A 24,642-nucleotide genomic window follows, 5' to 3' on the forward strand; every position below is an offset into this window, starting at 1 on the left:
CCGAATGGAGCCCCGTGCACATGATTATTTCGTCCGCATCCGATTACCGTGCTGCCGCCAAGCGCAAGTTGCCGCGCTTTCTCTTCGATTACATCGACGGCGGCGCCTACGCCGAGCACACGCTGCGGGCCAACAGCTCGGATCTGGCCGAGATCAGCCTGCGCCAGCGTATTTTGCGCAATGTCGATAACCTGAGTCTGAAAACCTCGTTGTTCGGCCAGGAGCAGGCCATGCCGGTCATCCTCAGCCCGGTCGGCCTCACCGGCATGTATGCACGGCGCGGTGAAGTGCAAGCGGCCAAGGCGGCGGCGAACAAAGACGTGCCCTTTTGCCTGTCGACGGTGTCGGTGTGTTCGATTGAAGAAGTCGCATCGCAAAGCCCGCAGTCGATCTGGTTCCAGCTGTATGTGCTCAAGGACCGCGGCTTCATGCGCAACGCCCTGGAGCGGGCGCAGGCGGCGGGTGTGACGACACTGGTGTTTACCGTCGATATGCCGACCCCGGGCGCCCGTTATCGTGATGCCCACTCCGGCATGTCCGGCCCCTATGCGGCGCAACGGCGGATGCTGCAAGCGGTGACCAAGCCGCAATGGGCGTTCGATGTGGGGTTGATGGGCCGTCCCCATGATCTGGGCAATATTTCCACGTACCTGGGCAAACCCACGCATCTGGAGGACTACATCGGCTGGCTGGCCAATAACTTCGATCCCTCGATCAGTTGGAAAGACCTGGAGTGGATTCGCGACTTCTGGAAGGGCCCGATGATCATCAAGGGCATCCTTGACCCACAGGATGCCAAGGATGCCGTGAGCTTCGGTGCCGACGGTATCGTGGTCTCCAATCATGGCGGTCGCCAGTTGGATGGCGTGCTGTCCACCGTCAAGGCATTGCCGCCGATTGCCGAGGCTGTGGGCGATGACCTCACCGTGCTGGTGGATTCCGGCATTCGTTCCGGGCTCGACGTGGTACGCATGCTCGCCCTGGGTGCCAAGGCCTGCCTGCTCGGGCGCGCCAGCGTGTACGCCTTGGCCGCCGACGGGCAGAACGGGGTGGAAAACCTGCTGGATATCTTCGCCAGGGAAATGCGCGTGGCGATGACGCTGACCGGCGTCACGTCGATCGAACAAATCGACGGCTCTACGCTGGTAACCCCGTAATTCTTCATCGGACTCAGCCAGATAAATGACGCCACACGCGGTCGACTGTTTTTAGCGCCAAGGCAGTCGTTTGATTCATATAGCTATTTATTAAATAAAACGATTTGGCACGAATCTCGCTCTAACCCTCTTCAAGCAGGTCACGCGATGACAAGACGTGTGGCAGCGCCCCGAGCTTATAACTCGGCATAAAGCGGTTTAAACTGTTTCCAATGTTTTACGGAACTGAAGGAACAGTAAGACGCCTGGCACTTGCCACTCTCATCCGCCTGTAAGACAGTCATGTGCTTAGAGGCCGCCACCGATGAAAACACCTACCCAGACCAACGCAATTGACTTTGACAGTGCCAAATTGCAACGACTGGGATTTGGTCAGCCGTCCATCCGCTCACCTCGCCCCGCCACCCTCGGCCAGCTTCGCCAACAACTGAACCAGCAATTGCAAACCAGCCTTGAGCCGGAACGCATCCTTGGTCTGTTCTTTCGCGAAATCCAGCGCCTGGTGCCGCTGGACGCCTTGCAATACAGCCACGCGATCAGCGACTTGCGCCTGGAGTTCGGCCACCGCGGCCATCATTCGGTGAGCTATACCTTGAGCCATGACGGCGAGCACCTCGGCGAGTTGGTGTTTCGCCGCAACCAGCGCTTTATGGAAGAGGAACTGGGCCAACTCGAATCCCTGCTGGCCGCCCTGCTCTACCCGATGCGCAATGCCCTGCTCTACCGCGCCGCCACCCGCAGCGCCCTGCGCGACCCGTTGACCGAAACCGGCAACCGCATCGCCATGGACCAGACGCTGCAACGGGAAATCGACATAGCGCGCCGGCACATGCATCCATTATCGCTTTTGATGTTGGACATCGACCACTTCAAGCGCATCAATGACACCCATGGCCATGCCGCCGGCGACAGCGTATTGCGTGCCGTGGCTGCGGCGATCAAAGGCCAGTTGCGCAACGTGGACATGGTGTTTCGGTTTGGTGGGGAAGAGTTTCTGATCCTGCTTTCCAACACCAGCCGCGATGCGGCGCAGATGGTCGGCGAGCGCCTGCGCCAGGCGACGCAAGCCCAGGACTACTGGGTAGAAGGGACGCGAATCGAATTGACGGTGAGCCTGGGCTGCTCGACGCTGCTGGCGGCCGAATCGGCTGAAAGCCTGCTGCGACGGGCCGACAATGCCCTGTACGTGGCCAAGCGCGAGGGCCGCAATCGCCTGGCAATGGCGGGGTAAACCCCGCCATCACCTGTGCATCACGCCTCGCTGGCGACGCGGGCCTGGCGCTCACGCACAAGCGCGGGTGCCTTTTCTTTTTCTTGTTCCAGGCGCATGCAGCTTTCCAGGAACAGATACATGTAGTCGTAGCTCTTGCACACGGCCTGGCGCAACTCCACCTGCAGACGCCTGCTCGGGTTTGTGCCGGCGAGGGTGCAGATGATTTCCAGGGCTTCCCAAGGGTGCGCGTCGTCATACTGGGCGTGCATCTTCAGCCACTTCATCGCGCGCTTGCGTTCTTCCTCGGGGAAGGCGGCGGCATATACGCCGGTGGAACAGACCACGGCGGACCACTCCCCCGTAGCGCCTTCGATGGCGTAGTTGGTGGCGGCAATCGCAACGATCAATGAGTCAGCCGAACTGGTGTGCCAGCACCAGTGACTCAGTGCGTGCAACTCCGGCGGTACGTCCTGTGCCTGCAGCTCTTCGAGACTGACGCCATGGGCACGCGCCCAATTCACCCAGTAATCGGCGTGGTTCAGTTCCACACGAATGTTGCGCATCAGCCAGCGTCGCGCCATGTCCTCCCCGGGATGGCGGGCAAACTTGGTCTTGGTGAGGTTCTGTGCCATGTACAAGGCAAACTGCTCCACCACAGGCCAGCCGCCGATCAGGTAGTGGCGCATGGTCCTGGCGCTGAGCGTGTTATCGCGCATGCGTTGGTACAGTTCGTGTTCGACAACCCGACGCTTGCTCTCGCTACAGTCCTGGATCAATTGCTGGGCCCAGGCGGGGTAACTCGAGGCTTCCATAAGCGGGCCGGTTCTGTTGAATGTGTCGATCACTGTGGGGCTCCTTTTTAAGTGTGATGTACAGACCAGCAAGTTTCAGCGGAATGTGCCGGGCGCCTTGAGTAACAGGGGCTGCGGCCGCACGGGTCGGCATTGCAGGCGCTCGGGGGTAAACAATTGCGGACGTTCGATCAGATAGCCTTGAGCGTAGTCCACACCTATCTCAAGTAACGCCTGTTCGATTTGCGACGTTTCAACAAATTCGGCAATTGTGCGTTTACCCATGACATGGCCGATGTGATTGATCACTTCGACCATGGCGCGGTTAATCGGGTCGTCCAGCATATCCTTTACGAAACTTCCATCGATCTTCAGGAAGTCTACAGGTAAATGTTTGAGATAGGCGAATGAGGACATTCCGGCGCAAAAATCATCAAGGGAAAAGTGGCAACCTAACGCTTTGAGTTCATTAATAAAACGAATCGCACTGCCTAAATTGGCGATAGCGCTGGTCTCAGTTATTTCAAAACAAATCATTTCCGGGGGAATGCTGTAAGTGTCGAATTTTTCACGCAAAAACCCGAGAAAATCATCGTCGCCAATTGTTATGCCTGACAGATTAATCGCACACAGGGCCATGGGTCGGCCCGCACGCTCATGCATGCAACGGGCAATGATCTTGAACACGTTCTCCACCACCCAGCGATCCAGGGACGTCATCAAGCCGTAACGCTCGGCCGCCGGAATGAAACTGTCGGGCAGGATGATTCGTCCTGCTTCGTCGTGCAGGCGCAAGAGAATTTCAATATGCCCAGTGCCCGCTTCGGTAAGGCCCAGCGGCGAAATTTCCTGGGAGTAAAGGCAAAAGCGGTCTTCCTCAAGCGCCATGTGCAGGCGTTGCACCCATGCCATTTCGCCGAAGCGCATGGACAGTTCCGAGTCATCGGCGTGATACACCTGCACCCGGTTGCGCCCCTTCTCCTTGGCCATGTAGCACGCCATATCGGCGGCGCGCAGCGACGTCTCCAGGGTGGTGGGCGCTTGCGAGATATGCACCAGGCCGATGCTGACGGTGGTCATGAAAGGCCGGCCTTTCCACACAAAGTGCAGGCTCTGCACGGTGTGGCGCAGGCACTCGGCGATCTTCTCGGCCACGGGCGCCGGGCAGTTCTCCAGCAGGATGCCAAATTCATCGCCGCCCAGCCGCGCCAGGGTATCGCCTTCGCGCAAGTCCGATTGCAGCAGCGCGCAAATATGTCGCAGCAACTCGTCGCCTGCGGCATGGCCGCAGGTGTCATTGACCAGCTTGAACTGGTCCAGGTCGAGAAACATCAAGGCATGCCGGCCGTTCTGCTGGCGCGCCACCTGCTGCAGCACATGCTCCAGGCGGCATTCGAATTCACGGCGGTTGGCCAGGCCGGTCAGGGCGTCGTGGGTCGCCTGCCACGAAAGATTGGCGATGTACTGACGTTCCCGGGTCATGTCATGCAGCACCAGCACCGCACCACTGACCCTGCCGGCGCTGCGAATCGGCGCCCCCACCAGGGTGACGGAGACGGTGCTGCCGTCCAGGCGCTGGATCAACTTGGAATGGTCACTGCCGCCACTGAGCTCGCCCTTGATGATGTGGTCGATCAGGGTGAAGCCGTCCGGCTCGGCGTTTTCATCCAGCAACTTGAACAGCGCCGCCAGCGGCAGGCCCTGGGCCTGGGCCGACTTCCAGTGGGTCAGCGCTTCGGCGGCGGGGTTCATGTAGGCAATCGCACCGTCTACGTCGGTGGTGATGACACCGTCGCCAATCGACTCCAGGGTGATTTGCGCCCGCTCCTTCTCGGCTTGCAAGGCATCGGCAAACGCATGGCGCTGGGCCAGCAACTTGTGCGTGCGCAGCAGCGCCAGGACGATCAGGCCCAGGGCCGTGGCCAGGTTGGTGATCAACAGCAGGCGCAGGATCATCCGCGAACCTTCGCCCAACGCATCGCTGAACGCCTTGGCCGCCGGTGTCACCCCTTCGTTGATGGCGGTGATACGCGCCTTCCACAGCCGCACCTCATTGGCATCGACCCGATTGGCGGCAATGGCGTCATGCATTTGGCGGGCAAGGTCGTCCAGCTGCAACAGATAACCATCGCCCACCGTCCAGAGCTCGATGGCTTTTTCCAGGTAGCTGAAATGACGAAAGTTGAGGTACAGCCAGATCAGGCTGGAGACGTCGTCCGGGTGGTTGCCACCCTTGATGATACCCAGGCGCGCCGCCGGAATATCAGGAGCGGGGCTGTCCAGGGCGATGCGCAACTCATGCCCGCCCTGAGGCACCGCAATGGCCTGCTGATATTTGAGGTAGGTCGCCGCGTCGCGGTCATCGGCGTAGAGGGTCAGGTAGTAAATGGCATCCTTCTGGCCCTTGGACCACAGGCTTTCGCCGGCCACATAGCCACGCACCGCCGAGAGCACGTAGAGACTGACGCAGCCTAACAATGCCTGGAACAGCACAACAGCGATAAAGGGCCAGACGATGCCCAGCAGCCGTGGCGTTCCGAGAGTCCGCTTTTGCTTCATGAAGTCCCTTGCACATGCACAGCTCAATACGCACGCGAAAATCCGCTCCTGATCGCACAGCCTAAGCTAAATCACCGCACTTGTTGCAAGTGTCCATACAGTTTTGCGTACAGCCCGCCATCGGCGATCAATTGCTGATGGTCGCCATCCTCGGCGATACGCCCGCCATCGAACACCAATACACGGTCGGCCTGTTTCACTGCCGAGAGCCGGTGGGCGATGATCAGTGTAGTACGCCCACTGAGAAACCGCGCCAGCGCCTGGTGCAGGTTGTATTCGGTGGCCGCATCCAGTGCCGAGGTGGCTTCATCCAGAATTACCACCTTGGGCTCGGCCAGCACCATGCGGGCGATGGCCAGACGCTGGCGTTGTCCACCGGAAAAGCGCACGCCGGAACGTCCCACCACGCTGTCCAGGCCCAACGGCAATGCTTTGACGGTAGCATCCAACTGGGCGATTTCCAGCGCCTGCCAGCACGCCTGGTCGGTACGCTCGCGGCCCATCGTCAGGTTGGCGCGCACGGTATCGTTGAACAGCGCCGGGTGCTGCAGCACCACCGCGACGTTTTCGCGAATGGTCGCCAGGCCGATCTCCTGCTGGGTCGCGCTGCCAAAACGAATGCTGCCGGCCTGCGCTGTGTAGAGACCCAGCAACAGTTGCACCAGGGTACTTTTGCCGCCGCCGCTGGCGCCGACAATCGCGACCTTCTCCCCCGGCGCGATGGCCAGGTTCAATTGGTCGAGCACCAGGTCATCGCCGTAACCGAAATCCAGCCCTCGCACTTCAATGCCGACAGTCGCACGCCCGCTGAACGGGTCGGCGCCACCCGCGTATTGCGGCTCGTCGGCGCGGGCCAGCAGTTCGTTGATGCGCGTCAGCGCGCCGCCTGCCGCGTAATAGGCGTATTGCAGGTTCAGCAGCTGCTCCACCGGGCCGATCATGAACCACAGGTAACTGAACACCGCGAGCATCTGCCCGATGGACAGGTCGGAAAACAGCACGGTCAACATGGCCGCCGCGCGGAAAATGTCGATACCGAACTGGAACAGCAAGCCACTGGCACGGCTGGACGCGTCGGTTTTCCACTGCGAGTGAATGGCGTAGTCGCGCACTTCCCGGGCACGCTGGCCCAGACGCCCGAGGAAAAAGCCCTGACGGTTGCCGGCGCGCACTTCCTGGATGGCATCCAGGGTTTCGGTCAGCGCCTGGGTGAACCGCGAAGTGCTGTCGTTTTCCAGTTTCTTCAGGTGCTTGACGCGCTTGCCCAACTGCACCGTGGCGTAGATCACCAAGGGGTTGAACAGCAGGATCAGCAGCGCCAGTTGCCAGTGCATCCATACCAGGATCGCCGAGGTGCCGACCAGGGTCAGCATCGCCACCAGAAAGCGGCTGAGGGTTTCGCCGACGAATTTGTCCAGGGTATCCAGATCGGTGACCAGATGGGTTGTCACCGTTCCGCTGCCCAGGCTTTCATATTCGCCAAGGGAGATCCGCTTGAGCCGCTCGATCAGGCGCACACGGATGCGGTAGACAATGTCCTTGGCCAACCGCGCAAACAGGCGCGCCTGCACCACGTTGAACACCAGTGCGCCGCAGCGCAGGGCCAGGGTCACCAACAGCATCAGGCCGATATAGCCGGCGGCTTTCTGCCAGCCCAGCGGCAATGCGTGGTTCATCACCTTGAGCGCGGCATCGCCATGGCCCAGCAGCACTTCGTCAACCAGCAGCGGTAACAGCAACGGGATGGGTACGCTGCACAAGGTCGCCAGCACGGCGACGCTGTTGGCGATCCACAGGGATTTCCTGTGACGCAGGGCCAGACGGCGAATTTCCGCCCAGGTCAGGCGGTCGCTGGTTTTTGTCTCATCCTGCACAGGTGGCTCGCTCCAGCCATCGGGCAAGCAACGGTGACAACTCGTCCAGCGGCTGGTAGCCATTGGTGAGCAGCGCCAATTGGCCATTGCGCTCGGCAAGCAAGGTCGGGAAACCGGCGATGCCCAAATCCTGCACCCAGGTGAAATCCGCGGCCGTGGCCGCGTGCTGCTCGGCGCGGTCGAACTCGCCGGCAAACTCGATACGCGGAATACCGGCCTGTTCGGCCAGTTCCACCAGCACGTGGGCATTGGTGACGTCGCGTCCCTCTACATAGAACGCCTGCTGGATCAGCCCCAGCAGCTTCCAGGCGCAATCGGGCGCCAGGCTGCGCGCAGTGACGACGGCACGGCACGCAGGCTCGGTGTCATAGACAAACCCATCGGGCAATGCGCCCTCGCGCTTGAACGGCTGGCCGGTAGCGTCAGTCACCGCTTGCCAGTGCTCGAGAATATAGCGCCGGGTAGTCGGTTCCAGCGCAGCGCCGCTGCCGGTGCGCAAGCCGCCCATCACCAGATGCAACTCCACGCCGGCCGCTCGGGCCTGCTCAACCAGCGCCTGCGCCACCGGGGCAAAGCCCCAGCACCAGGAACACATCGGGTCCATTACATAGAGCAGGCGCGCGGACATGGTTCAAGCCTCGGAAGGGGTTTGCTTGTAATTGAAACCAATTGGATGCGGCATATTGCGGGCCTTGGCCAGTTCGATCTGCTTTTGCCGGTCGATGGCGCTGCGACGGGTTTTCTCCGGCAGCTTATCCCAGCAATGCGGACAACTGATGCCGGCCACGTAGTGCTCGGACGCGCGGTCTTCTACGCTGACCGGTGTGCGGCAGGCATGGCATTGATCGTAGTCGCCTTCGCTCAAGTCGTGGCGCACGGTGACGCGATTGTCGAACACGAAGCAGTCGCCCTGCCACTTGGTCTCTTCCTGCGGCACCTCTTCAAGGTATTTGAGAATACCGCCCTTGAGATGATAGACCTCGTCGAAGCCTTCGCTGAGCATATAGCTCGACGCTTTCTCGCAACGAATGCCGCCGGTGCAGAACATGGCGACTTTCTTGTGCCTGGCCGGGTCGAAGTTGGCTTTGATGTAGTCGGGGAATTCGCGAAAACTGGTGGTCTTCGGGTCGATCGCGCCTTCAAAGGTACCGATCGACACTTCGTAGTCGTTGCGGGTGTCGATCAGCAGCACTTCGGGATCGCTGATCAGCGCGTTCCAGTCCTTGGGGTCGACGTAGGTGCCGACCTTCTTGTTCGGGTCGACGCCTTCCACACCCAGGGTCACGATCTCTTTCTTGAGTTTGACCTTGGTACGGTAGAACGGCTGGTCGTCGCAGTAGGACTCCTTGTGATCGATGTCGACCATGCGTGGGTCTTTCTTGAGCCACGCCATCAGGCCATCGATGCCTTCGCGGCTGCCGGACACGGTGCCGTTGATACCTTCTTCGGCGATCAGCAGGGTGCCTTTGATGCCGTTGTCGACCATCGCCTGCAGCAATGGCTCGCGCAGGGCGACGTAGTCTTCAAGGGTGACGAACTTATACAGTGCCGCCACGACGATAGGTTGAGTCATGGGTAATCTCTCCAGGTGGCTACCCTCGTAAGGGGTGAACCGGATGCAAAATGACGCCGACCAGGCGACGCGGCGCGCATTCTAGCAAAACCACGCCGCCACCGCATCGACACGCAGCCGCTGATATGCCCTCAGCGGTGTGGGTTGCGTACGCCCTCCACTCGGTACCGCTGGCCGCCGAGATGGCTGAACATCAAACGATAGGCGCCGCGTCCACGCGCAGCGGCGTAGCCGTGCAAATCAGCGGACCACAGTTGGTCTCTGTGAGCGTGCCAATGAACCGCGCCGAAACGCCCTTCGCGCAGGTGGCTGAGGGTAAGGGCAATACTGCGGCGCTCACGGCCCGACAGTTGAGTATCTACAAGCCTCGCGGTATCGAAGTCCATCTGCGGGGAAGCGGCTCTCGCTGCCGCCGGCGGCGCCATCGGCACCTGCGCCGGTGCTTGCCGACCACCGCGTGCGCGACCGGTGCCGATAACCTGTGTCGTCTCCCCTACCTCGAACTCGCTCGCCCCTGGCTGTTGACCGCTCGCGGCAGCCGGGTCACGCCCTGGGCTTCGCAGCACGATCGCGCCATAGCCCATGCGTTTGAGCTCGGGCATCGGGTTACGATGCCCAGCGAGTACTCTTTGAACTTCTCCCGGCTGGTCCACCGGCCCCGCATAGCCATAGATGGACCCCTGACGTGAATAAACATAGAGGGACATGCCGCCTTCAGCAGGACGGCGACCATAGGCGAAATTCACCAGCCGCTCTGTTTCTTCGTGACTCAATTGCGCCTGCTGCGCCAAATTGATCGCCAGTTCCGAGATATTCCTGGCGAACTGTTCTTCGATTTCTTCCGCCGCCCTGGCCACCGCCTGGGGTTGCATGGCCTGATAGGCACTGAGGCGGCTGGCACCAAACAGTACGCCGCCCACCAGAGCGCCCACGGAAGCGCCCAACGGCGCATTGCCCAGCAGCGCCCCCGCTCCCAGGCCCAGCAAGACCAGAAGCAGGAGGATGATGACACCGCCCTGTATCTGAGTATTTTCCACGGCGGCTGGCTGCAACCCCATTGAATCAATAAACGTGATCGGGTTGTTGGACGCCATGAGATAAGGATTCAACAGCGTCCCGCCTCCTGCGGGGTCTGGATTTATCCAGCGCTGCAACCATGGCGCGTAATAGCGAAAGCCGTAGTAATACAAACCGCTGGCGTCACGCTCCTTGCCCGAATATCGGCGGGTTTTGTAGCTACCCTGCACGGCGTTGCGCGAGGCCCACCAGGCTGTTCCACCGTACGGAAAATAGCTCTCCTGGCTCAACAACTCGGCCTGCTCGCCCAGCTCCAGCCCATGACTCGATTGCTGATCCTTCAGGCAATAACGCAGGGTCTCATCGGCAGCCCCGTCATCGAGTCCCAGCTCCCATTGCCAGACCTCAACCGTGCAACACGCCACCTCAAGGCGCACCACATTCAACCGACGCAACGGCCGATGGCGCAGTTCCAGGCCTGGCAGATAATACACATGCGCCGTTTGCCGGCTACCGGCGACCTGCTGATGAGTGAGTTTGAGCGCGCGCTGGCCGTCGCCTGCATACACATAGGCTTCTTCATCGCCAGCTTCTCCCTCACGCCGAATGGAGGTGACCCTGGTCAACTGATTGCGCACGTTCCACACCATTGGTTGGCCGCGCCCCAGCTGTTGCTGATTGCCATTGGCGTCAAAGCCCGGCGCCCACTCGGTTGCCGCAAGCTCGCTCGACAACGCACGGTTACTGCCTGCCGCCACCTGCATGGCGCGGGTGTAGCCGACGCCACTGGACGGCACATGGCGCAGCCGGGTCAGGTTGCCGCCCTCGTCATAGGCATAGTGCCGGGTGTAGTTGCGCCACACACCGGTGTCGGGAGAACCGAACGAAATACGCGCAGGCAGCGCCGGGCCGATGGCGGCTGCCGCACTTTCCCGGCCCGTTGCCTGGGTCAGCTGGTACAGCGAGTCGTAGTCATAGCGGTACGCAGCCTGCACTTGCGTGTTGTGGCTCCATTGCGTCGGTTGCGACTGATCCCGCAGGGCTGAAACATTTCCCACCGGGTCATATTCGTAATTCAAATCCTGCAATGGCGCCGCCCGCTCATTTTTGCGGTACGCCATCAGCCGGCGCATACGGCCATCCTCGGCCCGATAGGTGGACATGCTCTTCACGCCATTGCCCAACAGAGCCGTCTCCACCTGACCGGCGGCATTGTAGTCGTAGCGCTCTATGACGGTTTTGCGCACGCCACTTTTCAAGGTGAGGTGAATATGTTTGGCCTGTCCGTCGAACCCATAGGCAAAGTGGCGGCCATTACCCTTGGCGTCGACCTGTTTCAAGGTGCCGCCAAGGGCGTCGAACGTCCAGCGTGTGGTGTGACGCGCGCTTTCCAACTGCTGGTTCTGATCGGCCTGGGCAGGCGGCCAGTCCACTTCGCCGGATGCCTCGCGAAATCGCCGGGTTTGCCGCAGCACTTGCCCGGTAACGCCGTACTCGTCAAACACCTGCGTGCCCGCCGGGTCGGCATGGCATACCAGATGGCCGCTGCGGTTGAGCGCGCGGTGCTCGGGGGTTGGCGGAGCATAGACCAGGCGTTCGACACACCGGCACCGCGCTTCGTTGGCCGCTTGTTCGAACACCGCCACCGGACGGCGCAACGCGTCGTAGTCGTGGCGCTGGTAGGCACCCCGCCCATCCCAGGCATGCAACAGTTGCCCGGATGGCGCAACCAGCATCAGCCGCATGCCGGCGTCCACATCGTTGCGGCGGATCAGCGTACCGGACAGGCTGTACACCGACACATGGTTGGCCTCGGTGGAGGGTTCGCTCAAGTAAAGGGCATGCAGGCGCGAATCCCACTGCTGCAGCAGCAGGCCGCTGGCCCCGTAGACCTGGCGCCTGACGCGGGCCGTTGGCGCAGCCTCGGGGGCAGCGCGCAGGTAGGCGACGCTGCGCACGGTCAACCCACGGGGGTCGAATGCCGCAAGCGAAGGCGTATTTCGATGAAATGAAGCAGACATGATCACATGACCTCAATTGCACAAAGGTCAGCCAAGCCTGGGCTTGATGTGCTGGATAAAGGTGGTATCGGCGTATGGGCGTCGGCGATGCCGGTACATACCTATGCCTGGCCCCGTCAACCCGCGTGATAGCGTTTTTCATTGCCCGCCGGACCCATCGGCGGGCGTGAAGGAACGTATGAATATGCAAGTCGACAGCAGCTCCCTGCTCGCTCAACTGATTGATCACTCACGCCCTCCCGCCACCGGTCGGGACGATTTCAAAACCGCGCTGCAGCGCCTCGATATTCACTCGGTATTCGACATCGTGCGACTCGGCGAAAAGGCATTCGCAGAGCAATTGGCTACCTGCAACGACGACGATGCCCACACGGTGTACCTCCGGGCCCAAAGCGCTGCCGCGCAACTGGAAAGACTGTTTCGCGAACAGCAAGTCTCGTCGGACCGCCCTTCCCGGCGCGATAAGCGCGATGTCGCCGCCGATACCGGCGCCACCTACCAGGCCTTGTTCAAGGAAAACCGGGAGCAGTTCTGCGCCAGTTCATCCATTGCAGCAGTCGACTCGCCGGTGGCCTACCTGCGCGCGCTTTATCTGTTCGCCCTGCAACTGGAACACAATGCCAAGGGGGCGAACGCGGTCAAGCTGTCGGACCGGCGTGCGGACCTGAAGGAGCTTTTGATCGACCCACACAGCGTTGCGGGCCAGGTGCCCATGTTGTCGATCATCAATCGCACCTTGCTCAGGAATATCGCGGGCGCCGACGCCGACAACGCCTACGTACTGCTGAGCAAGACCTGGTTCCCGTTTTCGCTGCCCTATCATTTGCACCACCAGCAATGCCGGCTGGGCTTGTCGGGCGACAAGCCAATGTTGGGTGAGTTGAACTATCGCATCAGTCGCCAGTTGCCCCTGGCGGCGGAAGCCAACACTTATGGACAAGTCGTTACCCACAATAACGAGGTTCAATGTCTGTTATCAGGGTTGAGCCCTGAACAACAGGCAATGCTGAAAAAGGACTGGCCAGCGGCGCAGGATGCGCAAAGGTTCTATCTAACCTGCTTCAATTGGACGGCTGCGCAGGGCCCGGAAAACGTCACTGACTTTCTGCACCATACCCAACTGGACGCCGAACAACTTCAAGCGCTGCTGGCACAACAGACACAAGCACCACGCAAATCGCCGTACTGCAAGCAGGATACCGGGCTCACTTACGGTGCCTGTTACATCAACGGCGCGATGGCCTCCACACCCGCGATCAGCCTGGGCAACGACGCCCCCGCCACGCTGATCAACGTGAGCCTGGAACGCTTCGACAGGCTGCAACGGATGATTCGACTGCAGCGCTGGCTCGGCCTGCCTTTCGCACAATTGGACACGTTGCTGGTCAGCGCCATGCGCTGCGAGGGCGCCAGCAACCGTGCGCTGCTGATCACCCATAACACCCTTCGGGCGCTGGGGGTCTTTTGCTATCTGAACAGGCGCTACACCTTGCAAGCCGAAGAGTTTGCCGCCTGGCTCCATCAGATGCCCGTCCACGCCTCGGGAAAGCGTGTGTCATTGTTCGATCAGGTGTTCAACCGCGCAGGTTCCGCCTTGCCGCCCCTGTATCTGGACGGCAAGGCGTTCGACGCCACCACTGCGCAACAACTCTGCGCCGGGCTGGGCCTGCAAGACACCCAGGATTCGCTGCAACTGCTGATCGCCGACAGGCCTGCAACCCGTACGATCGAGACCGTCAGCGCACTTTATCGACAAGCGCGAATCGCCCGCCTGTTCGGCTTGTCGGTCATGGAATGTCGGCAACTGGCGCAGTTGCTTGGCAAAGCAAACGTTCTCACGCAACTGCGCACGCCAACGCTGCGGCGCAAACCCAAAGGCGCAACTGACTTTCTCGATGTGCTCATGCACCTGGAATGGGCCAGCCGCTGGCTCAAGGAAAACGGTAACAGCCTGCCATTGTTCAGGCATCAGCTATTGCTTGATAAGCAGGTCCGGGACCCAGCCATCAACCTGCTGTTGAAAGAGTTCGCAGCCTATGATCAGGCTTCTCTTTCCACAAAGTTGAACCTGCTTGAACTGCCTCAACAACCGAGTGATGAAGATAGCCGCTTGCCCGCCGTTGACTGGAACGCCCTGGCCTCTCAAGTGCTGCAACGGGCGCGCTCAAGCACCAGCGTTGAGGTGGCGCTCGATGCACAACTGTCTTCCGTTGCAATCAGCACGGACCCCACACGCACCACCTTTATCATCGAACAGACGAAACAGAAGCTGCTGACACTGGTGAGCACGGTACGGGATGAGCTCTGGGCGTTGTATCTGCGGCTCAAGAAAATCATCCAATCCGTACCTCATCTGCCAGGCAATGCCAACGGGCATCAAAAATATGACCATTACGGTCATTTCCTGCGCTTGTACGCGCCTGCTGCCCCACCGCTGCAAACCCTCGGCTATCTGATATTGCTGCTCCCTCACGCCGTCGATGTTCTGCAATGGCCGCTCAGCCGCCAGGCGCTTGATCAATTTCTGATAAACCCGCACTGGCTGGACAGTGACTATCAGGCCTCCTCGTTACTGGAACTGACTCCGCACACCCTCTACCTGATGCAGCAGTTCAACCATTGCATCGACCGCTTTGGCCTGACGGAAGGACAAATCCTCGATTACTTCAGACAAGCCAACACACCGCCCGGTAGCGCGGCACAAAATACCAGTGACGAAACCAACGAGCGCCTGGCCCGACTCTGTGGCTGGAGTGCCAGCGAAATAGGCGTTTTCAGCAGCCAGCTGAAACCGCCACGCATTACCTCCATGGATCGCCTGGACTGGCTGCTGCGCTGCCGCCAGGCCAGTACCGCAACCGGCCTCCCGGCCACCCTGCTGATTGCCGCCAGCCAACTTAAAACCGACGCGACGTTCGCTCAATGGAAGGCCGTCGGCGAGGCGCTCACGAGCGCCCATGCATCCCCCGTCAACCCGCCTTCCCCTGCCGACCTGTTCAAGGACTGATCATGTCTGACTCGCTTGACCAACACCTTAATGAAAGCCTGCGCGACGCCATGCTCGCGTACTACCTCACCCATAAAGTGCCTGGTGCTCTGAAGGCAACCATCAGCACGGCAGATGACCTTTACGCGCATTGGTTACTCGATGTGCAGGTCAGCCAAGCCGTGCCAACCAGCCCGGTAGCCTGTGCCATTTCCAGCCTGCAGCAATACATCACACGAATTCAACTGGGCCTTGAGCCGGGCTACGAACAGCAGGGCATGACCGCGCAACAGGGCAAGTTCTGGCGCGAACATTTGCACAGCTACCCGCTCTGGAATGCCAGCCAGCAATTGCGCTACCACCCGGCCAACTATCTGGACCCGACGTTACGGCGTGACAAGACTGACAGTTTTCAACAACTGGAAAACGACCTCAGCCAATACCGAATTCAAGCGGATACCGTCGTCACGGCGGTTCAGAGTTACCTGGCCAGGTTTGAGGAAACCGCCAACATACGCACGATCAACGGCTATATCGACGCTGACTTGAGCAACCTGCACAGCGGCACCTGCTACTTCGTCGGTAAATCGAGCTCCGGGAACACCTACTACTGGCGCTCCCTGGACCTGTCCAAACGCTCCGGCACGGTGCTTTTGCAGGAGGCCTGGTCAGACTGGAAAAAAATCAACCTGTCGGTCTCCGACGCCACCGCCGAGCAAAGCATCCGACCGGTGTATTTCAACAGCAGGCTGTTTTTCATCTGGGCCGAGTGCATCAAACCCACCCCGAGCAGTTCGTTCAAACCGGCGCGATGGGATTTGGAGGAAAAGGAACATCTGGCCGATTGGATCAATACCCACTACGTCAAATTCCGGCTCAATTTCTCGTATAAAAACCATGATGGCAGCTGGAGCGCGCCCCAGGCGTGCATCGAGAAATACTGCGCGACCGAAGACGTCAACGCATCGACCTCCGAGCTTCTGAAAAGCATTACTCAAACGGTGGCAATCGTCGATGACACCCACACGCCTGCGCTTTTTTTAAGTGTGCTCGCCACCAGCCGCAAAGATCCCAAACAGCAGGATAATTTCATCGGCAAATTTTTCCAGGCTGTCCATATCGATCAGTCTTTCACTATCACCACCGTCGCCGATGGCGGTAGCCCCGAGCGCTATAGCGTGCTGCCCGACTCAGACGTGGCTGAAGAAATAAACCGGCTGCTGGAACCCTTCGATCCCTCCCAGAAGACCAAAGTACAGACCATACTCAAGGGCGAGGCGCACAGTACCAACGGCTATTACAGCGAATTGCTGCCTGACAGCGCCCGGCAATTTCTCGCGCTCTTTGCTCACAAGAATCAGGGTAACTTGCAATTCAAAATAGCGCCCACGGTGGAATATACGATTTCCATAACGTCGCAGAAGATTTTCGAAGAAGAGCACCATTGGAACTTTGAAAAGAATCAAGCACGCATAAAAGACACCGACAGCACTCAAGTGTTTTTTGATTCAAATACCCATGAACTTGTCTTCTCCTCCAGCCTCAGTGGCGGCTTCCAGCAGCCGTACACCGTTACGTTAAAAAAACCGCAGGGTGCGATCATCACGCTGATTACCCATGATGCGCTGGATGACCCGACAACGACTCAGCTTAAACTGAGCAAGGGCTCTACCATTAGCGGCGTCTCGACCGGGTTGAAAACCGATTTTTATGCACTTTATTTTAGAAATTCAACCACGCAGGAGGAATTCCCCAACGCCGTGCATACTGCTGACGGGGCACTCTTTACCCATGTAACAGCTCCGGCAAATCCCGACAGCCTCTTGCTGGAGGGCACTTTCATCGAAAAAGATGCCTTCGTAAACTTATACACACACAAACATTTCCATATCACCCTTAACCGTTACGGCACTTTTTCCACACACGAAGATAAACACAACAAGCTGCACTCACAGAATGTTTTGCTGATCAAAAAGGCAACAGTGACCACGCCGCACTTGCGCGCCTTTAAACACGTCATCATGAGTGCGAACTTCAAAGACTATCCCTTTACCGAGACCATCAACGCCAACTCTCATCGCATCATCAACTTTCAGGACACGGCTCACGAAAGCCTCACCGGATCAAGTGCCGAATTACCGGCCGGGCATCGGGTCACGACGCGCATTCCAGTGACACAGGAGCAGATGACATCCGGCATCACCCTTATCCATGGAGTGGTCACCCTTGAGCCTGAGACAAACGGCACGAACATCCTTGGCTATGCGTTGAATACGGCAGCCCTGAAACTGGCGACACCTGTTACCGGCCCCATGCTGAACCAGCAACTGGCGCCGGCGATCAGGAGGCTTGAATCAGACAGAACCGGCACCGCAGAATTCATCGACTTCTCCAATAGCTCGCCAAGCCTGCCTGCCGGCATACCCGCCACCCTGCGCATGAATACCTGCTTTGCCGCCAAGCTGGTCCAGGCGGCCAATATCAGCCTTGAACATTTATTCTCGTTAACGCCGCAAACCTGGCAAGAGCCTGCGCTCACACCCGACGGTACAGCAGAAGGCATTGACTTCAGGGGTGCCTACGGCAAGTACTTCTGGGAGCTGTTCCTGTACGTGCCCTGGTTGATAGCCCATCGTCTGAATCAGGAGCAGCAGTATGTCGAAGCTCAGACATGGATCAGCTATCTGTTCGACCCGGGGCGAGCAGCCGATGCCGCCAGTAACCGGCCCGCCTTCTGGGGGTTGCGCGAACTCGCCCGTGAAGAACGGCTGCCCGGCTACACCAGCCACGATCCCCACGAACTGGCGACACGCGCACCCGTGCATTTTCGCAAGGCGATCTACCTGTTTTATCTGGACATCCTGCTCAATCGCGGCGATGCCGACTATCGTCAGCTCACCCCGGACAGCCTGACCCAAGCCAAACTCTGGTACACCCGAGCCCACCATTTCCTTGGCCACCGCCCCAGCATCACCACCCCTGAACCGTGGGCGCAAATGACCCTTTCCACGTTGGCAACGGAGCGCTCTCAAGCCCTGAAAAAACTTGAACACACCCAATCGACAATCGACGTCAACCTGTGGCGCGAAGGCGATGCACTGGCTTGGCTCACGGACACCGACAATCTGCGCCTGCCATTCAATGCCGAGCTGGTGGCGCGCTGGGACAGGCTCGAAAGCCGTCTGCATAACCTGCGGCACAATCTCGATATCACCGGTAAACCCTTGCGCCTGCCCCTCTACGCGGCCCCGTTGTCGCCTCTCAAGTTATTGGCCAGCCAAGGCAAAGGGGCTTTCGGCGAAAGCGCTGCAACGCCATTTCTCGACGCCCGGGTCGGCCATTATCGCTTCCAGATCATGTTCGGCCACGCGCTCACGGCCACCGAAGCGGTGATTCAATTCGGCAATACGCTGCTGACCCTGATCGAACGCAAGGAACAGGCCGAATATCTGGAGTTACAGCAACAACAAGCGTGGGACCTGGCCAATATCGTCGTGACCCAGCAAACCCAGGCATTGAAGATCGACGAAAAGAACCGCCAGGCACTCGGCGCAAGTCGACGCATGATCGAGTCGCGCATGCGCTACTACGCACATCTGCTCAGCGAAGGCATCAGCCCCGGCGAATCCCACGCCGGCTGGCTCTACCTGCTCAGCACCGGGTTCGACACCGCCGCTTCCGCCGCCGCCGTCGGGGCCGGCATTGCGATGGTGGCGCCGAATATTTTCGGCACCAGTGTCGGCGGCTCGCGCTGGGAAGGGCCTTTCTATGCCGCCCAAGCCTTGGCCCAAGGCGTTGCCACGGCGCTGCGTGGCGACGCCGCAGACCTGGACCGCTCCGAGCAATTCAACCGCCGGGCGCAAGAGTGGGCCCAGGCTCAGGATCAGGCCCGACTCGAACTGGCCCAGGTCGATGCCCAATTACAAGCCTATGCCGAGCAGGAAAAAGCTACGCGCCTGCAATTGCGCCTGGCCGAGACTTCCCTGGCACAGGCCTGGTCGACCTATCAATTGCTGGCCAAGCGCTTTTCCAAGGCACAGCTGTATGACTGGCTCAATGCTCAGTTGAGCAAGTTCTACTATCAGGTCTATGACCTTGGCCTTTCCCTGTGCCGCACCGCCCAGGCGTGCTGGCAGTACGAGGTAGCGGACTATGAGCGCACCTTTATCCAGCCTGGCGCCTGGAACAACAACTACCGGGGCTATCTGGCGGGTGAAGCCCTGAAGCTGTCGCTGTTGACCATGAATACGGCCTATTTGAACCATAACGTGCGGGATCTGGAGATCGTCAAGACCATCTCCCTGCGTCACCGCCTGAACGCGTGCGAGGTCGCCTCCCCCCCGACCGGAACGCCCCAGACGCCGCCTTCGGCTACTGAAGACCAGTGGACGGCGCTGAAGCGCCAACTGATCAATAAAGGCAGCCTGTGCTTCAAATTGCCCGCAGCCCTGTTTGAAGAAGACTACCCCGGGCACATCCTGCGCCGGATCAAAGGCATCAGCGTATCGTTGCCCGCGACGCTGGGCCCTTATGAAGACATCAAGGCGATACTGACCCAGACCCGCAACGACGTCGAACTGCCCACCGGCGAACTGCGCACCGACATGCGTGCCCATCAGCAAATAGCCCTTTCCACCGGGCTGGATGACAACGGCCTGTTCACCCTCACGTTCGACAGCCACGAGCGTTACTTGCCGTTCGAATACACCGGCGCTATTTCCGACTGGACCCTGGAGTTTCCCAACCCGGAACGGCAAAAAGCCGTTCTGGAATCCATAAACGATATTGTCATTCACCTGCGCTACACCGCCAGGGTGCCAGCTGTCAGCGAGGTCAAGGCATGAACGACGATACGCTCAACCTCCAGGTCAATACCCCGGCCCTGCCCAAAGGCGGCGGTGCCATTCAAGGCACCGCAAAGGGCTGGGGCGATATCGGATCCAGCGGTACGGCAAGTTTTGAAATACCCCTGCCGATCTCTCCCGCGCGCGGCTACGCGCCAGCCATGTCGCTGACCTACCAAAGCAGCGCCGGTAACAGCCCCTTCGGATTGGGTTGGGAAGTCCCCTTGCCGGCCGTCAGCCGGCGTACCTCCCATGGCGTGCCGGCCTATACGGAGCACGACGTACTGGTGGGCCCGGACGCGCAAATATGGCTGCCCGAACGCGACGCCGAAGGAGCGATTGTCAGCCGTTCCACGACCGCATTCAATGGTTTGCCACTGACCATTGCCTACACGGCCACGCGGTATTTTCCCAGGATCGAGAGCCACTTCGACCGTATCGAGCACTGGCACTCGGCAACCGATACGGCAGGCTTCTGGTTGATACAAAGTGCCGATGGCAGTCAGCACTTTTACGGGAAGACCCCATTGGCCCGAATTGCCGATCCGGACCACCCGCACCATGTGGCGCAATGGTTATTGCAGGAAAGCCTGAATACCCACGGCGAACACATTTATTATCACTACAAAACAGAAACTGATCCCTCACGCTACCCAAGGGACTGTCGAGCCCAGCATTACCTGGAGCGCGTCTGCTACGGCAACTTCACCGCCAAAGAGCAGGAACAACTCTACCTCTGGAAGACCGACCATGAGCCGGGCATGGGCTGGCACTTTCAGTTGCTCTTTGACTATGGCGAACGTGACCTTGAGCTGGATAAACGGCCGACATATCAGAAAATCAGGGAGTGGAAGACACGACCCGATCCCCGCTCGGACTTTTCGTTCGGCTTCGAGCTACGCACCCTGCGCTGTTGCAACCAGATTCTGATGTTTCACCACTTCCCCAAGGAAGCACAAATGGGCGCAGACCCGGTGCTGGTCAAACGTCTGCTGCTGGAATACCACGCTCCCAGCCATGTCAGCCTGTTGATTGGAGTTCATGAGCAGGCCTTCGACAGCTCGGGCGATAGCGTGAGCCGCCCGCCACTGGAGTGTTTTTACCAATCGGCCCAGCTCAAGGTGGACAAGAGCGGCTATAAGCCATTCGGTTCACTGCCCGGGCTGCATGACCGCGATCGCTATCAACTGGTCGATCTGTATGGCGATGGCCTGCCTGGTGTGTTGTATCGCGCAGACAAAAGTTGGTATTACCGCGAACCGCAGCGGCCGCAACAGCCGCAAACCAGTGACGAGGTGAGCTACGGTGCGGCCGTGGAATTGAAGCAGGTGCCGGTTGCCGACAACACCCGGCCCCTCCACCAGGCACTGGCCGATGTGAATGGCGACGGGCGCTTGGACTGGCTGGTGGCAGGGCCCGGGATGAACGGCTTTTTCAGCCTGGACGAACAGCGCAACTGGTCAGCCTATACACCGTTCGATGCATTCCCCTCGGAGTTCTTCCACCCCCAGGGCATGCTCGCTGACTTGATGGGGGCAGGCCGTCATGACTTTGCGTTGATCGGCCCGCGTAGCGTGCGCCTGTATGAAAATCGCCGAGCATCCGGCTTCGCGCCCGCCACCGAGGTGCCGCACACGCCCGACGATGGCTTGCCGATCATTTCCGCCTCGCCCAACGAACTGGTGGCGTTCAGCGATGTACTCGCCACGGGCCAACAGCATCTGGTGCGTATACGGCATAACGAAGTGAAATGTTGGCCGAACCTGGGTCGCGGCCGTTTTGCCCAAGGGTTTGTATTGGCCACATTGCCGTTACGCTATGAAACGTTCAATGCGGCACGTGTATTGCTCGTCGACCTCAATGGCGGCGGCGCGGCAGACTTGCTGTATTTGAGCACCACTCATCTGAGTATTTTCCTCAACAAAGGCGGCGACGGCTTCGAAACCAAGGCGATCAACCTGCCGTGGCCAGAGGGCGTGCAGTACGACGACTACTGTCAGGTCAGCGTTATCGATGTGCTTGGCCTGGGCTGCCCGAGCCTGATCCTGACCGCCGCCCACCAGACCCCCATCCATTGGCGCTACGACTTTTACAGCCAAAAGCCCTGGCTGCTCATGAGCACCGACAACAACATGGGCGCTCAGGCTTCGATCAAATATCGCAGCAGTGCCCAGGAGTGGCTGGACGAAAAACGCGAGTTGCATGCCAAGGGCCAGCCTGCGATCAGCCAGTTACCCTTTGCGCTGCTGCTGGTCAGCCAACAAGCCCAACGGGACGAGATTACCGGCAACCAGCTGACCCAGCGCGTGAGCTATCGCCAGGCTTATTACGACCGCATGGACCGTGAGTTTCGTGGCTTTGGGCTATTGCTGCAAACCGACACCGACAGCCGTAAGGGCGCGCCCCTCACGCCAGGTTCCAGCGTCCCCTTGCTCAGCAAAACCTGGTTTCACACCGGGCGATCCCTTGACATGCCCAGCCTCGGCCAGAGCACTCACGACCCGCACGCCAAAGCTCTCGGCCGCACGCTGGTGAGCCGCTACAGGGCGACGGCTCAGGCACCGCTGGATCATCATGACGACCTGATCAGCGCCCCTGCGCCGACATTGGCACGTGAGGTAGCCCGTGCACTCAGTGGCAGGGTGCTGCGGGTCGAAGTGATGGCGGCGGACCCGGCGCAAGGCGTCGTACCCTACTCAGTCAGACACCAACGGTATCTGGTCCGCGAACTGGCGCCGGCCAGTGCCCATACGCCCTACGCCCGGTTGCTGCCATTAGCCCTGGAGTCGATCAGCTATCAATATGAAGGCGTGAAAGACGATCCCGTCTGCCAGCACCAGATCAATCTGCGCTGGGATGCCTATGGCTGCCTGGTGCATGGCGTAACCGTGCATTATGCCCGCCGTACCACCGCCGACAGCCCCCCGCCCGTCGTGCTGGTGGATGAGCACCAGCAGCGCTGGTGGCGCGATACCCATGACGACGCCCAGCAGCTCTATTACCTGAGCGAGACGCTGACGCAGCCGATTCACCTGGACGATGCACAGCAGTGGCGCCTGGCCTTGCCCTACCGCCAACGACACAACGCCCTGGTGCTCGACAAGGCGCCGGTGTCTGGCGGGCTGGACCCTGCGCGTATCGCCTATGAGTTGTTCATCGACACCCGCGACGGGCCGCTGGCCGCTGGGGCCAGGCGCACACTGAGCGGCTTGTCGGTGCAGCACTACCGGCAGGCCGGTAGCCTCGGCAAAAGCCTGGAACCCGGCGTCGCCACCGCCCAGGCTTTGGCCGATTACCTGGAAACCGCCGAGCTGGATGACCAGGCCCTGAATGTTTACAACGACATTCCCGCCATGCCCAACCAACCCACGGTGGACCTGGTGCAAAAGCTCACCGACAGCGGCTATCACACCATGCAGCTGTTTTTTCTGTTTGACGGCGAGGTGCCGCCCAAGGAAAACCGCCTGTGGTCGATTCGTCGGCACTTTCCCCGCTACGGCAAGGCCACCCAGTTTTATCGGATAAGAGCGCTGCGGGCCACCGAGGCCCATGGCGAAACAACGCTCGCCTATGACCCCTACACGTTGCAAACCGTGCGGGTAAAAACACCGGACGGCTGTGTGACCAAGGCTGAATACGACTATCGATCGCTGCTGCCGACAAGGATTGTCGACCCCAATGGCACTGTTCAAGAAGCGCTTTATGACGGTTTTGGGCAGTTGCTCGCCAGCACGTTTTATGGCCGCGAACACAGCCTCAGAGTAGGTTTCGCCACCCTGGAAAGCTACCGCCCGCTCAAAAATGTAACGCCCGGATCAGCCATCGAACAGGCGCAAAGCGTGCTGCAAGACATGGCCAACGCACATTGCTACGCCCCGTTCAGTTGGATGGGCAGCATCGACTTGGCTCAGATCAAGCCCGAATGGATTACCAACGCCTATCTGCTCCCCGGCGGGCATATTCGTATGAGCGCGCGAGCGCACCTGTACAGCAGTCGCCAATCTCTAAGCGGCAGCGAAAAACAACTCAAGGCGTTGATCAATAAGGCCAGCCGCACGCCGGTACACGGGCTCATGTTGCAAGCCGACCGCTACCCCGGCGATACCGAACAACAGATTCGCATGACCCTGACCTGCTGGGACGGCTTCGGCCGCTCGTTACAGACCAAGCAAAAGACCGAACCCGGCACGGCCCATGCGGTGGACGACAAGGGCAACCTGCTGGTCGATGAGGTGCCGGATGCATCCGGCACCTCGAAGAAACAGCTGCGCCAAGTGGACGCCGATCCCCGCTGGCGCGTCAGCGAGCGTGTCGAATACAACAACAAAGGCTTGGTCATACGTATCTATCGACCCTACTTCGCCAACAGCCACGTCTACGTCAAGGATCACTCCATGCGCGAGCTGGGCCTCAGCGACCGGCAATTTTATGACCCGCTCGGACGCCCGACGCAGACACTCACCGCAGGGGGATTGATGCGGCGTACCACCTATTGGGCCTGGTACACCGTCAATGAGGACGAAAACGACACCTATGAAGAGCTGAACGCCCGCCAAGCGACTGACTGATCGTTCCCACGGAGCGTAGGAACGATCGCATTCAAGTTC

The 24,642-nt window shown here is 59.8% G+C and carries 11 protein-coding genes; 5 read left to right on the plus strand and 6 right to left on the minus strand.

The annotated features are described in order from the left end of the window. Positions 1–20: 20 nt before the first annotated feature. Entirely contained in the window at positions 21–1,157 is a 1,137-nt protein-coding gene (gene lldD / locus MRY17_RS17205; protein WP_243352563.1) for an FMN-dependent L-lactate dehydrogenase LldD, read from the plus strand. A 304-nt stretch (positions 1,158–1,461) separates the two neighbouring features. Then, positions 1,462–2,388, plus strand: a complete 927-nt coding sequence (locus tag MRY17_RS17210; RefSeq protein ID WP_243352564.1) for a GGDEF domain-containing protein — start codon at positions 1,462–1,464, stop codon at positions 2,386–2,388. A 20-nt stretch (positions 2,389–2,408) separates the two neighbouring features. Here the strand turns inward: MRY17_RS17210 and MRY17_RS17215 are convergent, their stop codons facing one another. The 6 genes from MRY17_RS17215 to MRY17_RS17240 all read right to left on the minus strand — a co-directional run bounded on the left by MRY17_RS17215 (position 2,409) and on the right by MRY17_RS17240 (position 12,205). Next, positions 2,409–3,182 (minus strand): TenA family transcriptional regulator, encoded by a 774-nt coding sequence (locus MRY17_RS17215; protein WP_431768392.1) that lies wholly within the window; start codon positions 3,180–3,182, stop codon positions 2,409–2,411. 75 nt (positions 3,183–3,257) lie between these two features. Then, positions 3,258–5,720 (minus strand): EAL domain-containing protein, encoded by a 2,463-nt coding sequence (locus MRY17_RS17220; RefSeq protein ID WP_181284539.1) that lies wholly within the window; start codon positions 5,718–5,720, stop codon positions 3,258–3,260. Positions 5,721–5,791: 71 nt separating this feature from the next. Continuing rightward, the gene (locus MRY17_RS17225; protein WP_181284541.1) at positions 5,792–7,594 is read right to left on the minus strand and encodes an ABC transporter ATP-binding protein; all 1,803 of its coding nucleotides are present in this window, start codon (positions 7,592–7,594) and stop codon (positions 5,792–5,794) included. Then, on the minus strand, positions 7,584–8,222 hold the full coding sequence (locus MRY17_RS17230; RefSeq protein WP_181284542.1) for a DsbA family protein: 639 nt from the start codon (positions 8,220–8,222) through the stop codon (positions 7,584–7,586). The genes MRY17_RS17225 and MRY17_RS17230 overlap by 11 nt, the downstream gene beginning before the upstream one ends. A gap of 3 nt (positions 8,223–8,225) precedes the next feature. Continuing rightward, entirely contained in the window at positions 8,226–9,167 is a 942-nt protein-coding gene (locus MRY17_RS17235) for a rhodanese-related sulfurtransferase (protein WP_181284543.1), read from the minus strand. A gap of 131 nt (positions 9,168–9,298) precedes the next feature. Next, positions 9,299–12,205 carry an RHS repeat-associated core domain-containing protein gene (locus MRY17_RS17240; protein WP_243352566.1) on the minus strand — a complete coding sequence of 969 codons (2,907 nt, stop codon included), beginning with the start codon at positions 12,203–12,205 and terminating at the stop codon, positions 9,299–9,301. A gap of 178 nt (positions 12,206–12,383) precedes the next feature. Here MRY17_RS17240 and MRY17_RS17245 point away from each other — a divergent pair, with 178 nt between their 5' ends. The 3 genes from MRY17_RS17245 to MRY17_RS17255 are packed head-to-tail and all read left to right on the plus strand — an operon-like array spanning position 12,384 to position 24,603. After that, a complete protein-coding gene (locus tag MRY17_RS17245; RefSeq protein WP_243352567.1) occupies positions 12,384–15,212 on the plus strand; it encodes a Tc toxin subunit A in 2,829 nt (942 codons plus the stop codon). 50 nt (positions 15,213–15,262) lie between these two features. Further along, a complete protein-coding gene (locus MRY17_RS17250) occupies positions 15,263–20,035 on the plus strand; it encodes a neuraminidase-like domain-containing protein (protein WP_243353952.1) in 4,773 nt (1,590 codons plus the stop codon). Next, complete coding sequence (locus tag MRY17_RS17255; RefSeq protein WP_243352568.1) at positions 20,032–24,603, plus strand: SpvB/TcaC N-terminal domain-containing protein; 4,572 nt, start codon at positions 20,032–20,034, stop codon at positions 24,601–24,603. The genes MRY17_RS17250 and MRY17_RS17255 overlap by 4 nt, the downstream gene beginning before the upstream one ends. The last annotated feature ends 39 nt before the right edge of the window (positions 24,604–24,642 follow it).

Origin of the sequence: Pseudomonas orientalis (assembly GCF_022807995.1) — a bacterium.
Lineage (GTDB): Bacteria > Pseudomonadota > Gammaproteobacteria > Pseudomonadales > Pseudomonadaceae > Aquipseudomonas > Aquipseudomonas orientalis_B.

Bases quoted from the DNA above. Each gene is read 5' to 3' on its own strand.
- MRY17_RS17245 (WP_243352567.1), top strand. From the start codon at position 12,384: ATGAATATGCAAGTCGACAGCAGCTCCCTGCTCGCTCAACTGATTGAT.
- MRY17_RS17215 (WP_431768392.1), bottom strand. From the start codon at position 3,182: ATGGAAGCCTCGAGTTACCCCGCCTGGGCCCAGCAATTGATCCAGGAC.
- MRY17_RS17235 (WP_181284543.1), bottom strand. From the start codon at position 9,167: ATGACTCAACCTATCGTCGTGGCGGCACTGTATAAGTTCGTCACCCTT.
- MRY17_RS17255 (WP_243352568.1), top strand. From the start codon at position 20,032: ATGAACGACGATACGCTCAACCTCCAGGTCAATACCCCGGCCCTGCCC.
- MRY17_RS17240 (WP_243352566.1), bottom strand. From the start codon at position 12,205: ATGTCTGCTTCATTTCATCGAAATACGCCTTCGCTTGCGGCATTCGAC.
- MRY17_RS17210 (WP_243352564.1), top strand. From the start codon at position 1,462: ATGAAAACACCTACCCAGACCAACGCAATTGACTTTGACAGTGCCAAA.
- lldD (WP_243352563.1), top strand. From the start codon at position 21: ATGATTATTTCGTCCGCATCCGATTACCGTGCTGCCGCCAAGCGCAAG.
- MRY17_RS17230 (WP_181284542.1), bottom strand. From the start codon at position 8,222: ATGTCCGCGCGCCTGCTCTATGTAATGGACCCGATGTGTTCCTGGTGC.
- MRY17_RS17250 (WP_243353952.1), top strand. From the start codon at position 15,263: ATGCTCGCGTACTACCTCACCCATAAAGTGCCTGGTGCTCTGAAGGCA.
- MRY17_RS17220 (WP_181284539.1), bottom strand. From the start codon at position 5,720: ATGAAGCAAAAGCGGACTCTCGGAACGCCACGGCTGCTGGGCATCGTC.